This is a genomic window from Alcanivorax sp. DG881 (assembly GCF_000155615.1).
Taxonomy (GTDB): Bacteria; Pseudomonadota; Gammaproteobacteria; order Pseudomonadales; family Alcanivoracaceae; genus Alcanivorax.
In genome coordinates this window covers 659,455-675,627 of sequence record NZ_DS989915.1, presented here as the reverse complement: position 1 = coordinate 675,627, position 16,173 = coordinate 659,455, and the positions used below count along the sequence as shown (strand labels likewise).

The following is a 16,173-nucleotide window of genomic DNA, read 5'->3' as shown; positions in this document are numbered from 1 at the left end:
TGCTGGCCAAAGGGTGAGCGAAGCGAATAATTTCTCTTGAGGGACGAACCTCGCGAAGCGAGGGGATTTCCAGCAGGCTGGCTTTTCCCGCAGATAAAGTCGGACGCCTGATAACCGCTGCCTGGCGATTTAAAGAACGGGTGCAGTTGCCACATCGCTCACAGTCACAGGGCTTTCGGTTATTTCCTCAGGCTCCGGGCATCAGGTGTCCGGTCCTCTCCTCAGCGAATTCGTCCGGCAAGACATCCAATTTTTACTATTCCCTCAATCCCGCGATGAACCCTCTTTTATGCCGCACCTGACCCGTTTTTTCAGAGACCTCCCAACCACTCGGTGATCGCCTGGTGCACTTCGTCACGGCAGTCATCGTTGAGAATTTCATGTCGACCTTGCGGCCAGAAGTGCGTGGTCAGCGGTTGCTCCATGGCATGCAACACTTTCTCCAGGGCCATCATGCCTTTGCCGTTGTCGCTCATGGGATCCTGTTCACCGCCTAACAACAGCACGGGCAGGTCTTCCGGCAGCTCGGACAACCCCGAAATGCTCTGGATGCGACGCATGGCGGTAACCAGCTGCACCCAGGTTTCCGTACTGCAATCGAACCCGCACAGTGGATCATCGATATAACGTTTCACTTCTTCCGCATCGTTGCTCAGCCAGTCGAAATCGGTGGCGGGTTCCGGTACCTGGGTGGCCCAGGCACCAAAGGTGAGCTTGCGTATCAGCGGGCTGGGGTTGCGTTTGCCCCGGCGCATGCGCTCGAAGAGGATGGGCAGAGACATTAACCGGTAGTAGGCACCAGGATGATAACTGCTGGCACACAACACCAGGCCGGCCAGGGCATCACCGTGTTGCTCAGCTGCGCCCAGTGCAATAAAGGACCCCATGCTGTGGCCGCCCAGCACGACCGGTAACTGCGGGTGTTGCTCTTTGGCCAGATGAATGACGCTGGCGGCGTCATTGACCAGATGTTGCCAGCCGTGCTGATCGCCAATGTGGCCCGCGGGGCTGGCCTCGTTGATACTGTCGCCATGACCGCGATGGTCCGGGCAATACAGATGCCAGCCGGCAGCATTCAAGGTACGGGCCAGATTCTGGTAACGTGAGCCGTGTTCGGACATGCCGTGCAGCCAGATTACCGTGCCTCTGGCCGCTGCCGGTTCGCAGGGCCAGTGGTGGATGGCGACAACATGGTTATCATCCGTGGTGTGATGGATCATCTGTTCGGTCATAATAGTCTCCGGCTGCGCAAAACGTGCGTCATTGCCGAGGCAAGGTCAAGAAACTCAACGAGGAAGAGAGATGATAGCAAGAATAAAAGGTCTCCTGATGGTTTTCGTGGTGGCGGTGCTGGCGACGGCCTGTACGGCCCATAACACCATGGTCAGCAGTTCCGCCCGGGCCAAGGATCACCAGACCGGTGAGCATGTTAACAAGGTCATGGTGGTAGCTGTGGTCAATGACAAGCAGGCCCGCGACTCGCTGGAGTCCAATGTTGTGGCTGCTTTGAAAGCGCAGGGGGTGGAAGCAACGGCATCCGCCCCGGTATTGGGGGACCATTACAGTGAAGGGAAAACCCGCAAGCAAATGGCCGCCGATATCGCCTCGAAAGGTTATGAAGCGGCACTGGTAATCAGCGTCATCGATATCAAGGAAGAAATGCACTACACCCAGGGGGGCACCAATTTTGCCCCGGATATCGCGGTGTCCGGTGCCATGGGCCAGACCTATTACGTGCGCCAGAATGCCACCTACGAGCCCGGCTATTTCAGCAATGACAAGAAGTACTTCCTGGAGTCCAATCTGTACCGGCTTCAGCCGGAAGGGCTACTATGGAGAGCCAAATCCACCACGGTAAACCCCAGTGACCTGCAGGCAGGGACCAGCGGTGTGGCTGATGCTGTTGTGGACCGAATGGCCAAGGATGACATGATTTAACCTCTGGCCTGCGCCGTTAACCGGGAGCCTTGGGCTCCCGGTTTTGTTTGTGATGTTAAATCCCGATTGAATGAACGCGACACACCTTTCAGGAGTAACCATGATCGAATACCGGATTCGCCCGCTGCGCCCCGAGGCGCACCTGTTTGAAGTGACCCTGACGGTGGCGGACCCGACCCCGGAGGGGCAGGCGTTCAGCTTGCCCGCCTGGATTCCTGGCAGTTATATGATTCGCGATTTCGCGCGCCATATCGTGCATGTGCAAGCCAGCAGCCATGGCGAAACCTTGCCTGTGGCCAAACGGGACAAGCAGACCTGGCAAGTGCCGCCCTGTGATGGCCCGGTACAACTGCTCTATCACGTTTATGCCTGGGATTTGTCCGTGCGTGGCGCGCACCTGGACACCACCCACGGTTATTTTAACGGCAGCTGCGTGTTTCTGGCTGCCATGGGGCATGAAGATCAACCCTGCCACGTTGCCATAGAGGCCCCGCAAGGGCATGCCTACAACGGTTGGCAAGTGGCGACCGGGCTGAAGCGGGAGTCTGGATCGGAGCTGGGTTTCGGTGTGTTCCAGGCGGATAACTACGATGCCCTGATCGACCACCCGGTGGAAATGGGGCCGTTTGAGTATGCCCAGTTCGAAGCCTGTGGTGTGCCGCACTGGGTGGTGTTGGCAGGGCGTCATAAAGCCGATATGGCGCGCCTCTGTCGTGACCTGAAACCGATCTGTGAACACCATATCCGCATGTTCGGTGAGCCGGCTCCCATGGATCGATATGTCTTCATGACCCTGGTGACCGGCAATGGTTATGGCGGCTTGGAGCACCGTAATTCCACCAGCCTGATGTGTCCCCGTGATGATTTGCCACGCCGTACCGATGAACCGGGCAAAGTCCGCGATGGTTACCGCTCTTATCTGGGGCTGTGCAGCCATGAGTATTTCCATACCTGGAACGTGAAACGAATCAAGCCTGCCGCGTTTACGCCGTTTGATCTGTCACAGGAAGTGCATACCGAATTGCTGTGGGCGTTTGAAGGAATTACCAGTTATTACGACGACCTGTCCCTCGCTCGTACCGGACTGATCTCGCCGCAGAGCTATCTGGAGCTGCTGGGGCAGACGCTGACGCGGGTATACAGGGGGCAGGGCCGCCATAAACAAACGGTGACGGAATCCAGCTTTGATGCCTGGACTCGCTTCTACAAGCAGGATGAAAACGCACCTAATGCCATTGTCAGCTACTACACCAAGGGATCACTGGTGGCGCTGGCACTGGATTTGACCCTGCGCAACCTGACCGCGGAGCAAAAGACGCTGGATGATCTGATGCGGGTGTTATGGCAGCGCTACGGCCAGACCGGTGAGGGCGTGCCGGAGCAGGGCATTCAGCCACTGGCGGAAGAAATCGCCGGTTGCGACATGAGTGACTTCTTTAATCAGGCCCTGTACAGCACAGAGGATTTGCCATTGGCAGAATTGCTGGCCGACCGGGGCGTGGAGCTGCACTGGCGTAGTGCTGCCGGGCATGGCGATAACGGCGGCAGAGCTGGCAAGGATGGCATTCCTCATCTGGGAGCCAGATTGGTGCCGGATACCATGGGGGCGAAAATCGCGGTGGCGTTTGAGCAAGGGGCCGCCATGGCGGCGGGACTATCCGCTGGTGATGTGATTATTGCCGTGGATGGCCTGCAGGCCACCACCAGCAATATTGATAATCTGCTGTCGGGTTTCCTGCCCGGTGAAGTCATGGAGATTCATGCTTTCCGGCGTGATGAGTTGATGCGGTTCAAGGTTCAGGTGGAAGTCACCGAAGCCAGCACCGCATTCCTGACTATCGCCAAAGGCGGGCTGACAGAAAAAGGCCGTGCGTGGCTGCACGCAAAATAGCGGCACGAAAATTCGTTTGTTACCCGCAGGAGTGCCTTGAGAAGGGCTCCTGCCCAATGGCGCTGAAGGAGCCTCTGAAAAACTCCTTACGTGCTCAGCGTGGCCTGAAGCGTGCAGCTGTTGTGTCTTGTCTCGACGGACAGGGTGGTTCCCTTTCCTAGAGGCAAGGCGCAGCAGATGTGCGCTTCAGGCCGCGCCCTTCGGGTCTTCCAGGCTGGTCCGCACTCGTTGTTGACCTTTTTCGATGGATCGACATACACCTTCAAAAGGGCGCCTAGATTGCGAACCAGCCTGAAAGACTGAGCATGCAAGGCGTTTTTTAGAGGCTCCTTTAATGACCGATACCCTGAAACCGCTTTACCGGCAGCTCGACAAAGTACGTCGGGCTGACCGTTTTCGTCTGAAGAAACGGGTTGATGGCCTGGCACGAACGCCGGCCGGGAAACGTAACCCTAAAGCTGTAGATAAAGTCGCCGAGGCCATGGCCACCTCCATGGCCAGCCGGGATAAGCGTCTGGCATCCGTACCGGCACTGGAGTGGCCGGATCTCCCGGTTGTGGCCAGCCGGGAGGATATCAAGCAGGCGATCAGCGACCACCAGGTGGTGGTAATTGCTGGTGAAACCGGCTCCGGCAAAACCACCCAGTTACCCAAAATCTGCCTGGAGCTGGGGCGGGGAATTGAAGGCACTATTGGCCATACCCAGCCACGGCGGTTGGCGGCCAGGGCGGTGGCAACCCGGGTAGCGGAAGAGCTGCATAGCCCACTGGGAAGCGCCGTGGGGTTCAAGGTGCGGTTCTCTGAGCAGGTCAGTGAACATTCGCTGATCAAGGTGCTCACCGATGGCATGCTGTTAAACGAAATTCAGCAGGACCGTTTTCTTAATCAATACGATACCCTGATTATTGATGAGGCCCACGAGCGCAGCCTGAACATCGATTTTCTGCTTGGCTATCTCAAGCAGCTGTTGCCGCGCCGGCCAGATCTGAAAGTGATCATCACCTCGGCCACCATCGATCACCAACGGTTTGCCGAACATTTCGGTGGCGCCCCGGTGCTGGAAGTGTCCGGGCGTACTTTCCCGGTGGAGATGCGTTACCGGCCACCCGCAGACGGGCAGGAGCTGTCCCGGCAGGTGGAAGACATCCTGCTGGAAATTCAGCGTGATGAGCGTCGCGATGGCCTGCCCATGGCGCGCGACGTACTGGTGTTTCTGGCCGGTGAACGGGATATCCGCGATGTGCACCACCATTTGAAACGCTGTGCGACTCATGGTTCCAGCCTGCGCGACACGGAAATTCTGCCGCTGTATGCACGACTCAGCCAGGCCGAGCAGCATCGGATTTTCTCTGCCCACCGCGGGCGCCGCGTGGTGCTCAGTACCAACGTGGCAGAAACCTCACTCACGGTGCCCGGCATTCGCTATGTGATTGATGCCGGCACCGCGCGCATCAGCCGTTATAGCGTGCACTCCAAGGTGCAGCGCCTGCCGGTGGAGCCGGTGAGCCAGGCCAGTGCCAATCAGCGGGCAGGGCGTAGCGGCCGGGTGATGCCTGGTATCTGTTTTCGCTTGTTTGACGAAGACGATTTTCTCAATCGGCCGGCGTTCACCGACCCGGAAATTCAGCGCACCAATCTGGGGGCGGTGATTCTGCAGATGGCAGACCTGCGCCTGGGCAGGGTCGAAGATTTTCCCTTTATCGAACCACCGGATGGCCGGCTGATCCGCGATGGTTACCGGTTGCTGGATGAGCTGGGCGCGCTGACAGAGAAACAGACGCTGACAACACTGGGGCGGCAGCTGGCTCGTTTCCCGCTGGATCCTACCCTGGGCCGAATGTTGGTCGCGGCGGCAGAAAAGAAAGTGTTGCGCGAGGCCTTGATTGTGGTGTCCGCACTGGCCGCCCAGGATCCCCGGGAACGCCCCCACGATAAGCAGCAACAGGCAGATCAGGCCCACCAGCCTTTCACCGACAAGGAATCGGATTTCCTGTTCTTTGTGAAGCTGTGGCAGTGGGCGGATTCCCAACGCGAATCCCTGAGCCGCAATCAGTACGAGAAACTGCTCAAGAAAACCTTCCTGTCTCCCACGCGAATGCGCGAATGGCGCGACACCCACCGCCAGCTTTTATTGCTGAGTAAAGAACAGGGCTGGGAGCTGAATGCCCCAGTGGAATCCGGGTTGCCGTTAAGAGAACCTGATAAGGCAAAGAGCAAGAACAGCGATAACGCTCCTCCGTCCCCGCTCTATGCACCCTTGCATCAGGCGTTGCTCACCGGGTTGCTGGCCAATGTCATGCAACGCACGGAAGAGGGCGAATGGTTGTCGACGCGAAACCGCAAACCCCTGGTATGGCCGGGGTCGTCGCTGTCGAAGACCAAGGCGCGCTGGTTGATGGCGGCAGAGCAGGTGGAAACCAGCCGGTTGTTTGCCCGGACCGTGGCAAAAACCGATCCATTGTGGATCGAACAGGCGGCGGGGCACCTGCTCAAGCGCCAATATTTTGAGCCGCACTGGTCGAAAAAGCGTGGCTGCGCCATGGCAAAGGAACAGGTCAATCTGTTCGGCCTGATTCTGGCCAGCGGCAGGCCGGTTAACTATGGGCCCATTCAGCCGGAAGAAGCCCGTGAGTTGATGATCCGTGAAGGCTTGGTCATGGGGCAGCTGACCCGAGAGCCGCCGTTTGTGAGAACCAACCGCGAGCGTTTTGAAACACTGGAAGAGATGGAGCACAAACTGCGCCGTCGGGATATTTTGGTGGATGAAGAAGCGCGGGTGGCTTTCTACGATGCGCGCCTGCCCGGTGACCTTCACACTGTCGCGGGGTTGATGAACTGGTACAACAAACAGGCCAGCGAGGAACAGAAAACTGCGTTGCTCATGGATGAGAGTTTCCTGCTTTCGCGAAGCCCAGATCTGGGCAGCGATCAGTTTCCCGATCAGCTTAAACTCGATGGGCTTCGCCTGCCGCTGGAATACAGCTTTGATCCCACCGGGGAGCGCGACGGCGTCACCCTGATCGTGCCGTTGGCTGCGTTGAATCAGGTGTCCGAGGCGCGACTGGACTGGCTGGTGCCCGGTTTGCTGCGTGAAAAACTGGAAGCGTTGATTCGGGCCTTGCCCAAGGCGCGCCGCCGCCATTTTGTGCCGGTGCCGGATTATGTCAGCGCCCTGATGGAAACCCTGGCGCCGGATGAGCCGTTGCTGCCGGCCATGACCCGGGAACTGCAGCGCATGAGTGGCCTTCGTATCGAACTGGAGGAATGGCAGGCGGCCACCTTGCCGGACCATCTGCGCATGTTTATTCAGGTGGTGGACCGTGTTGACGGCAAACGCAAGGTGCTCGCCCAGGGGCGTAGCCTGGATGACGTAAAAGACCGGCTTGCCGGCGTCACCCGGGACTTGCCCAAGCCTCCCGAAGCCGCGCCGGCATTGCGTGGTCAGGAGTGGTTGTTTGGTGAGCTGCCGGAAACCGAGGATCAGGATCTGGGGGGCATGACCGTACGCCGTTTCCCGGCGCTGGTGGATATTGGCAGCGAAGTAGAGCTGCAGTATCGGGACGATGAAGTCGAGGGTGCCTGGGCACACCGATGGGGCACGGCCCGCTTGTTGAGCTTCAAACTGTCGGTGCAGCTACGGGATCTGCGCAAGCAGGCCTCGCAAATGGCGGGTTTCCAGAAACTGAAAACCGAGAAAGGCGCCATGGCCCGTAATGCGCTGGATCATGCCTTGCTGCGGTTATTGGCCGAACATTTCCGTCTGGATGAGCCGGTGCGTAACGAGGCGGCGTTTCGGGACCGACTCAATGCCCACCGTGGGGACTTTGTGCCCTGGGCCCAGCAGCAACTGGCCACGCTGGGGAAACTGTTTGCGCACTACCGGCAGCTGATGGGGACGCTGGAAAAGAACTTCCCGCTGGCCTGGGCCCATGCCCATCGCGACTTGAAGCAACAGCTTGGGCAATTATTTCCCGATGACGTGCTGTTACAGGTGCCCTGGGCCTGGTTACAGGAATACCCGCGGCTATTGGGGGCCATCGACCACCGCCTGGATAAGCTGGGCGGGCAGATCGGCAAGGATCGCACTCTCAGTGCGGAGCTGGAGGCTTACAGCAAACAGCATGAAACCCGGGCTGCTGGCGCCCCGTTATGGAAGCAACCCGAGCCCTTGCAGCAGTTTTTCTGGATGCTGCAGGAATACCGGGTGAGCCTGTTTGCCCAGCAACTGGGCACCAAACTGTCGGTTTCAGCGAAGCGGCTGAATAAACAGTGGGAGCAATGCTGAAGGGCGAATAGGCTTGCTTACAGCGCTCCAGGCACAGCACAAGACGTAAACGGGCCTCTGAACGACCGTAATAACCAACAAAATGGGCCCTGGTGCCTTTGCGCCGGGCCCACTGAATCCGGATAATCGACCCATTATCTAATTTGCTGTAGCAGGGCGGCTGGCCCTGCATTAGTGCGAGGACTCGCTTGTGAGCTATTCGGTTGTAATCAGTGGGACCGGCCTGTGGACCCCGGGCCAGACCATCACCAACGACGAACTGGTGGAATCATTCAATGAATACGTGGAGCGTTATAACGCCCGCAATGCACAAGCCATCGAAGCCGGCGAGCTGGAGGCTCTGGGCCCGTCCAACAGTGCTTTCATCGAAAAAGCGTCAGGCATCAAGCAGCGTTATGTAATTGATAAAACAGGCATTCTGGACCCTGACCGCCTCGCTCCCCGCATTGATGAGCGCACCGATGACGAGGTGTCCATTCAGGCGGAGATCGCGGTCAAGGCAGCCAAACAGGCACTGGACAATGCCGGCCTGACAGCCAATGACCTGGATGCCGTTTTGGTGGCCTGTTCCAATATGCAGCGTGCCTACCCGGCCATGGCAGTGGAAGTGCAAGCGGCCCTGGGCATGGACCACGGCTGGGGTTACGACATGAACGTGGCCTGTTCCAGTGCCACTTTCGGTATCCAGGCCGGCGTGGACGCGATCCGCAATGGCAGTGCCCGCCGGGTGCTGATGGTGAACCCGGAAATCTGCTCGGCACATCTGGCCTGGGAAGACCGTGATTGCCACTTCATTTTCGGTGACGTGGCCACGGCCGTGATTCTGGAGCGCAAGGAAGATGCGACCTCTGGCAACCAATGGGAGATTCTGGGCACTCGCCTGCAAACCAAGTTTTCCAACAACATCCGTAACAACTTTGGCTTCCTGAACCGGGCAGATGAGCGTGGTGTGGGCGCGCGTGACAAACTCTTTCGCCAGGAAGGGCGCAAGGTGTTCAAGGAAGTCTGCCCCATGGTTGCCGAGCAGATCAGTTCGCACCTGGCCGATACCCAGGTGCCGGTCGATTCTGTCAGCCGCATGTGGCTGCACCAGGCCAACCTGAGCATGAATGAACTGATTTCCAAGCGGGTACTGGGCCGTCCCGCCACCCGTGAGGAAGCTCCGGTTATTCTGGATGCATACGCCAACACCAGTTCAGCGGGCTCCATGATTGCGTTTCACAAATACAATGAAGATCTGCCCGTGGACACCAAGGGTGTTATCTGTTCCTTCGGTGCCGGTTATTCCATCGGCAGCGTTATTGTGAACCGCATCAAATAATCACTGCTGCGTTCACATGCTCTTCACAAGGCCGCATTTTGCGGCCTTTTTTCTTTTTTTTGGCCTGTAGCCGTAACGTTTACCTCACGCCCGCATCTCTATATTGTCTGTGTCAGGTGCTCTTGATTTGCGCGGGTGCCTGAGCCGGTAAAACGGCTTCGGACATGACATTCAATAATGTACACCCTCAAATAAAGTAAGTATGGAGACTTAACATGGCTAAGCTGACCAAACTGAACCCTCTTGCTGCTACCGTTGGTGCTGCTGTTGTCGCTTCTGCGCTGTCTGCACCAGTGGCCCAGGCTGCTGAAAATCCGTTTGCTGCTGCTGACCTGAGCGCGGGTTACCAGTTGGCCGCAGATCACGCTGAAGGCAAGTGTGGTGAAGGCAAGTGCGGCGAAGACAAGAAAGCCGAAGGCAGCTGTGGTGAAAAAGGTGCCGAAGGTAAATGTGGTGAAGACAAGAAAGGCGAAGGCAAGTGTGGTGAAGGCAAATGCGGCGGTGACGCATAAGGACGCCTGACCATGAAAACTGAGACACCAGTGTCCGGAGTGGGCCTGGGTCTTCGGCGGGCCCTCATGGGCCCGCTTTCACAGGCCCATGATTCCGCGCCTGACAGTATCCCCTTTGATTTTATGGAAGTGGCGCCAGAGAACTGGATTCCCATGGGTGGGCGTCTGGGTAAAGAGTTTCGTGCTTTTACCGAGCGCTATCCCTTTGTGACTCACGGGCTGAGTCTGTCACTGGGTGGGCCAGAACCGCTGGATTTCGAATTACTGAAGTCGGTGAAGTCGTTTCTTAAAGAACACAACATTCGCCGTTATACCGAACACCTGAGTTATTGCAGTGACCACGGTCATCTCTATGATTTGATGCCGATTCCCTTTACGGAAGAGGCGGTGCATTATGTGGCGGATCGTATTCGCCAGGTGCAGGACTTTCTTGAACAACCGATCGGCATTGAGCACGTTAGCTACTATGCTCGGTTGGGGAATGCCGCGCCCGGCGCAGCAATGTCAGAGATTGATTTCGTCAAGGCGGTATTGCAGGAGGCTGACTGCGAGCTGCTGCTGGATGTGAATAATGCCTATGTGAACGGTATTAATCACGGCTATGACCCCTACGATTTTATTTCCGCATTGCCTGATGAACGCATTTGTTATTTGCACATCGCAGGCCATTTTGATGAAGCGGAAGATCTGAAAGTGGATACCCACGGCAGCGATGTGATCGACCCGGTGTGGGCATTACTGGACCACGCCTATCGGACGTTTGGTCCACTTCCCACGTTGCTGGAGCGGGACTTCAATATTCCGGATAACGAAACCCTTTTTGCCGAGTTGCGCAAGATTGGCGGTTATCAGCAACACTATGCGAGCGCGGCCATAAAGGCATCCGCGCCTGGCACGTCTTCCAGAAAGTCTGTGCAGTCATGAAAACCCCGGATTTTCAGACGCTACAGCGGGAATTCGCTGCGCACTTGCGTAATCCGGATTCGCATCCTGCCCCCGACGGCATCGAAGAGCGGCGTCTGGATATTTATCGCAATCTGTTTTTCAACAATGTGAACGGTTTTTTGCGCCAGGGATTTCCTGTGCTGCACAGCCTGCTGGACAGTGCGCGTTGGCAGAGACTGGCCAGGGCATTCTTTGAAAAGCATGCCAGTCAAACTCCTTATTTTCTGGAAATTCCCCAGGAATTTGTCAGTTTTCTGGCCAGCGGCCAGGGCAGTGAGCCCGGCGACCCGGTTTTTATGCTGGAGCTGGCGCATTACGAGTGGATGGAGCTGGTGCTGGACGCCTCCACAGAAACTTTCCCGGAAACCGGGTTTCATCCGGATGGAGATCTACTCCGTGCGATTCCCCAGCTTAGCCCTCTGCATGAGATATTGAGCTACCACTTTCCTGTGCACAAAATTTGTAGCGAATTTCAGCCTCAGGAAGCGCTTGAGCAACCGGTCTGGTTACTGGTTTATCGTGGCCGGGACGATGGCGTGCGCTTTATGGAAATCAACGCCCCGACGGCCAGATTGCTGCAGTTGATTGGCGAGCACCCAACGGAGACGGGGAAAGCGGTGGTGGGGCGCCTGGCTGAGGAAATGCAGTTTGCGGACGTGGCGGCGCTGGAAACTTTTTCTCGCGATATTCTGCAACAAATGCGTGATCGGGACATCCTAATAGGAACCTCACTGAGTCACCTGTAAGGATCCTGACGATGACCACGCTACTGTCTTTGTTTCACCGCTGTCATGCGGCATTGAATCATACCCGTATTGCCGATTTCCTTGCGCCTCTGGCGCTTCGTTTGTTTCTGGCACCGGTGATGTTCAGCGCTGGATATAACAAGGCCATGAGCTTTGAGAGTACGGTGTCCTGGTTTGGCAACAGTGAATGGGGGCTGGGTTTGCCTTTTCCCGCGTTACTGGCCTTTTTGGCGACGGCCACTGAGCTGGTTGGCGGTGTCTTGCTGCTACTGGGCCTTTTTACCCGTTATATCAGCATCCCGTTGATGTTCACCATGATGGTTGCCATTGGCTCCGTGCACTGGGAAAACGGCTGGTTCGCCATCGCACCGGGCAATCCGGCAACCAGTATGGCTGCGCCCCTGGCCGAGGTCGGGTTTCCGGGGGCCGCGGAAAGTTTGCAGAACAGTGAGGCTGTGGGCGAGCGCCTGGGCCGGGCGCGGGCTATTCTGCGCGAGCACGGACAGTACGACTGGCTTACCGGTAAAGGCAATTTCGTGGTGCTGAATAATGGTATTGAATTTGCCGTTACTTACCTGATTATGCTGTTGGTGCTGTTCTTCTCCGGGGCGGGTCGCTTTGTCAGCCTGGACTACTGGATTGCCCGTCGTTGCTGGGCTCGCGCCAGATCGAATGTGTAAAACCTGTGCGGGTTGGGTAACGGTTTGCCGGTGGCCCTGTTCGTAGGGGCCGGGGCGTCGCTATAATGCGGCGTCCATTACTGTCCGGGGTGTCCGTGCGTTATCTATTGCTGAGTTTGCTGTTATGTCTGCCATTCGCCGTTCAGGCGGAAGAAGACTGGGGAGATGCGTCCACGGCATTTGACTCCCCGGACGGCAAACCCAAGTACGAAGACCCCTGGGAAGACATCAACCGCAAGATCTTTGCTTTCAACGAAGCGCTGGACAAATACGGCCTCAAGCCCGTTGCCAAAGGGTACGACAAGGTCACACCACAGTGGATGAACGACACCATCACCCGTTTTTATGAAAACCTGCGTGATTTTCGCAGCGGGCTGAACAGTGTCTTGCAGTGGCGCTGGGGGCATGTGGGGCAGAACTGGGGCCGGTTTGCCGTCAATACCACGCTAGGTATTGGTGGCTTGTTTGATGTGGCCAGCAAGGTGGATCTGGAGAAGCGCAATACTGACCTGGGCCTGACGTTTGCCCGCTGGGGTGTGCCGGAAGGCCCGTTCATGATGCTGCCGTTCTTTGGGCCATCCACAGGGCGGGATGCTGCGGCTATCCTGCCGGAAGACTACATGCGCCTGCGTCACTATATCCCCCACGACCTGACCCGCCACAGTTTTACCGCGGTGTATGTGGTCGACTTGCGGGCTGACTTGCTGGACCTGGAACGCAATATCGTTGGCGACCGCTATACCTTCCTGCGCAATGCTTACCTGCAACGCCGTCGTTTTGAAAGCGGTGACCGGCCGTCGTTGCGCTTCCCCGAGATTGAAGCCCGCGATTCGGAACTCAATGACGAGTACGAAGACGACGGCTGGTAGTGGTTCTGTGCGGTTGCCAGATGCCAGATGCCAGCGGCATCGGGTGCCGGCATCAGGTATCCAGCGCTTGAGGATCGGTGGCTTTCAGTTTGGCGCGAATGTAGTCGCCGTGGGAGACGTAGAGCAGGTCGCTGACCCGACGGATCAAGTGCTCTTCATGTACATCGGCCTTGCCGTCAGCGGCCGCCATTGCCCACATCTCATCAATCAGCGTGACCCGTTGCTCCGGGCCCCAGTGGTCGCGTAACGGCAGAGTGAACTCGAACAGGTCGGTGGCCTGATCCACTCGGCTTTCCAGCTCCGCCACAATATCCTGCATTTCCTCGGCATCCAGATGCCAGTGTTGCTCTACGGCAGTGATCAGGCGCTGGGTTTCTGCCTGATCCACCGTGCCATCGGTGCGTGCTACCTCGAACAGCAGGGCAGCAGCAGCACGGTGCAGATCGTGTTCAGAGTACTGTGGTGTATCGCTTTCAGGGCGAAACAGTCGGTTCAGCCAGTTCAAATGACACCCTCGTCAATCAGTAAGGTTTCCAGTGCCTGCTGATCCTTGGCAAAGCGGCGGATACCATCGGCGAGCAAGTCGATGGCCATGGCATCATCGTTGAGCTGCCAACGGAATGCGGCTTCGTTCACCGGTGTCCAGTCGTCTTGCGGGGCCACCAGTTCAGGGTCCAGTACCCGGGTAAGACCGCCGTTATCGCCAGCCAGTTCCTCAAGCAGTGCCGGGCTGAGGGTGAGCTTGTCGCAGCCGGCCAGCGCTTCGATTTGCCCGGCGTTGCGGAAGCTGGCACCCATGACGATGGTGTCCAGGCCGCGGGCCTTGAAGGTGGCGAAGATTTCGCGCACGGATAGCACGCCCGGGTCTTGCTCCGGGGTTTCGATGGTCATGCCATTTTTGCGGTGCCAGTCGAAAATGCGGCCCACAAACGGTGAGATCAGTGTGGCGCCGGCTTCGGCGGCGGCCAGGGCCTGGGTCTGGTTGAACACCAGCGTCACATTACAGCGGATGCCTTCTTCTTCCAGGATCTCCACGGCACGGATACCTTCCCAGCTGGCTGCCACCTTGATCAGGATGCGGCCTGGATCCACGTCCAGTTCCCGGTAGATCGCCATTAGCCGGCGGCCTTTTTCCACGGTGGCGCGGGTGTCGAAAGACAGGCGCGCATCCACTTCGCTGGATACCAGACCGGGCACGCGTTCCAGGATAGCCTGGCCGGCCAGGCAGGCGTAGGTATCGGTGAGCCAGTCCATTTCGCCCTGGTGGCCCAGGGTGCGGCACAAGTCTGCCGCTTGCTGCAGCAGATCGCGGTAACGCTCGTCCCGGGCCGCGGCCAGCAGCAGGGAGGGATTGGTGGTGGCGTCTTCGGGGCGCAGCTGGGCGATCATTTCCAGGTCACCGGTGTCGGCAACTAACGATGTCCATTGAGCGAGCTGTTCGCGTTTGTTCACGGTATCCGTTCCTTTCAGTGTCATGGCGGGGCACGGTACTGAGCCACCATGACAGAATTATTTTTTCACCACAGAGGTCGCAGAGTACACAGCGGTAAATCGGGGGTGTGGGAAACCATGCTTGCATGGTGAAGAGGCGGGCACGGCATTCGCTATGCAAGCATAGCTTCCCACAAAAACAGAGTGTGCTATCCGGCTTGTTGGCTCTGTGAACTCTGTGGTGAAAGACTTTTACAGCCTAAGGCAGTTGTGCCAAGGCGTCCATGAGCACTTGTGGTGTCGTCTCCGGTTTGTGCATGTTTTCGCTGAGGTGGCGTCGGAAACGACGGGCACCGGGTTGGCCCTGAAACAGGTTAAGGATATGCCGCAGCGAGTGTTTGGGTGCGTGCCCCAGAGCGTAACGGCGTTCCACATAGGGCAGGAACTGTTCGGCAATAGCCAGGCGGCTGGGAATGGCGTGGTCGTCGCCAAATACCACCCGGTCTGCCTCGGCCAGAAAATAGGGGTTTTGGTAGGCCTCGCGACCAATCATGACGCCATCCACTTCCCCCATGTGTTCGTGTACCTGATCCAGTGTCTTTACGCCGCCGTTAAGGATGATTTCGATGTGCGGAAAGGCCTGCTTGATGGCATAGGCGCGCTGATAGATCAGCGGCGGGATATCCCGGTTTTCCTTGGGGGAGAGGCCGGAAAGGATCGCCTTGCGGGCATGGATGGTCAGGCTGGTGCAGCCGGCGGCTTCCATGCGGCCCACAAACCGGTAAAGGAAATCATAGTCATCCTGGTCATCGATGCCGATACGGGTTTTCACCGTCACCGGTACGCGGACCGCCGCCTGCATGGCTTCGACACAGCGCGCCACCAGCTCCGGCTCGGCCATCAGAATCGCGCCGATCTTGCCCTGTTGAACCCGGTCGGATGGGCAGCCCACATTCAGATTGATCTCGTCATAGCCGTAGTCTCCGGCGATGCGGCTGGCCTCGGCCAGTTGTTGTGGGTCGCTGCCACCCAGTTGCAGGGCCACGGGGTGCTCTTCGTTGTTGAAACTCAAGAAACGGTCACGATCGCCGTGCAGAATGGCCTGGGCTACCACCATTTCGGTGTACAGCAGCGTATGCCGGGTGATCAGGCGGGCCAGAAACCGGTAGTCCCTTGTGGTCCAGTCCATCATCGGGGCGACGCTCAGGCGGCGGTCCAGTGTGCGGGCTGTGGTGTGGGCGGTGGGGTCGGTCATTAACACGGTATCGGGCACATAATTGGGGCCTTTGCGGATGCCGCGAAGGCGGTACACATAAGCGGGGATTATCGCATGTTGTGGTCTCGGGGCGTAGTGGGGTGGGGGGTGAGGCTTCTGGCTCTTCCTGTAATTGGCCGAACGGTTCTGCTAGAATCCGCGCCTTTCCTTACTGTCGGGTGTTCATAATGACCCAAACACGGCTGAGTCCGCCCTAGCGCGCCCTCCTTACATGGCTTTGCCGTGCGGTGCCTGTTGGTGCCGTTCTTCGTATTTTATTGCTGCCGCTGCGCAGCCTTT

Annotated in this window: 13 protein-coding genes; 9 read left to right on the top strand and 4 right to left on the bottom strand. The window is 57.9% G+C overall.

Annotated elements, in window-relative coordinates:
* Window positions 1–311: 311 nt before the first annotated feature.
* Window positions 312–1,232 (bottom strand): alpha/beta hydrolase, encoded by a 921-nt coding sequence (locus ADG881_RS03025; RefSeq protein ID WP_007148377.1) that lies wholly within the window; start codon window positions 1,230–1,232, stop codon window positions 312–314.
* Window positions 1,233–1,302: 70 nt separating this feature from the next.
* On the opposite strand from ADG881_RS03025, the gene ADG881_RS03020 reads away from it, so the two are divergent.
* The 9 genes from ADG881_RS03020 to ADG881_RS02980 all read left to right on the top strand — a co-directional run bounded on the left by ADG881_RS03020 (window position 1,303) and on the right by ADG881_RS02980 (window position 13,187).
* Complete coding sequence (locus tag ADG881_RS03020) at window positions 1,303–1,938, top strand: hypothetical protein (RefSeq protein WP_232211677.1); 636 nt, start codon at window positions 1,303–1,305, stop codon at window positions 1,936–1,938.
* Between the two features lie 100 nt (window positions 1,939–2,038).
* Entirely contained in the window at window positions 2,039–3,829 is a 1,791-nt protein-coding gene (locus ADG881_RS03015) for a M61 family metallopeptidase (protein ID WP_007151148.1), read from the top strand.
* A gap of 334 nt (window positions 3,830–4,163) precedes the next feature.
* Window positions 4,164–8,114, top strand: coding sequence for an ATP-dependent RNA helicase HrpA (gene hrpA / locus ADG881_RS03010; protein ID WP_007151176.1), 3,951 nt, complete (start codon window positions 4,164–4,166; stop codon window positions 8,112–8,114).
* Window positions 8,115–8,304: 190 nt separating this feature from the next.
* Complete coding sequence (locus ADG881_RS03005; RefSeq protein WP_007148801.1) at window positions 8,305–9,435, top strand: beta-ketoacyl-ACP synthase III; 1,131 nt, start codon at window positions 8,305–8,307, stop codon at window positions 9,433–9,435.
* A gap of 215 nt (window positions 9,436–9,650) precedes the next feature.
* Window positions 9,651–9,947, top strand: coding sequence for a hypothetical protein (locus tag ADG881_RS03000; protein WP_007150356.1), 297 nt, complete (start codon window positions 9,651–9,653; stop codon window positions 9,945–9,947).
* A gap of 12 nt (window positions 9,948–9,959) precedes the next feature.
* Window positions 9,960–10,871, top strand: coding sequence for a DUF692 domain-containing protein (locus tag ADG881_RS02995; protein ID WP_050760107.1), 912 nt, complete (start codon window positions 9,960–9,962; stop codon window positions 10,869–10,871).
* On the top strand, window positions 10,868–11,638 hold the full coding sequence (locus tag ADG881_RS02990) for a DUF2063 domain-containing protein (RefSeq protein ID WP_007149204.1): 771 nt from the start codon (window positions 10,868–10,870) through the stop codon (window positions 11,636–11,638). Before ADG881_RS02995 ends, ADG881_RS02990 begins: the two co-directional genes overlap by 4 nt.
* Before the next feature lie 11 nt (window positions 11,639–11,649).
* Window positions 11,650–12,318 carry a DoxX family protein gene (locus ADG881_RS02985; protein WP_007151366.1) on the top strand — a complete coding sequence of 223 codons (669 nt, stop codon included), beginning with the start codon at window positions 11,650–11,652 and terminating at the stop codon, window positions 12,316–12,318.
* 65 nt (window positions 12,319–12,383) lie between these two features.
* Window positions 12,384–13,187, top strand: a complete 804-nt coding sequence (locus ADG881_RS02980; RefSeq protein ID WP_007149382.1) for a VacJ family lipoprotein — start codon at window positions 12,384–12,386, stop codon at window positions 13,185–13,187.
* A gap of 52 nt (window positions 13,188–13,239) precedes the next feature.
* On the opposite strand, the gene ADG881_RS02975 is transcribed toward ADG881_RS02980, so the two are convergent.
* The 3 genes from ADG881_RS02975 to dusA all read right to left on the bottom strand — a co-directional run bounded on the left by ADG881_RS02975 (window position 13,240) and on the right by dusA (window position 15,873).
* Window positions 13,240–13,692: a TerB family tellurite resistance protein gene (locus tag ADG881_RS02975; protein ID WP_007148513.1), complete on the bottom strand. Its 453-nt coding sequence runs from the start codon at window positions 13,690–13,692 to the stop codon at window positions 13,240–13,242.
* On the bottom strand, window positions 13,689–14,663 hold the full coding sequence (locus ADG881_RS02970; RefSeq protein ID WP_007151310.1) for a transaldolase: 975 nt from the start codon (window positions 14,661–14,663) through the stop codon (window positions 13,689–13,691). Before ADG881_RS02970 ends, ADG881_RS02975 begins: the two co-directional genes overlap by 4 nt.
* Window positions 14,664–14,877: 214 nt before the next feature.
* On the bottom strand, window positions 14,878–15,873 hold the full coding sequence (gene dusA / locus ADG881_RS02965) for a tRNA dihydrouridine(20/20a) synthase DusA (protein ID WP_050760196.1): 996 nt from the start codon (window positions 15,871–15,873) through the stop codon (window positions 14,878–14,880).
* Between the last annotated feature and the right edge of the window lie 300 nt (window positions 15,874–16,173).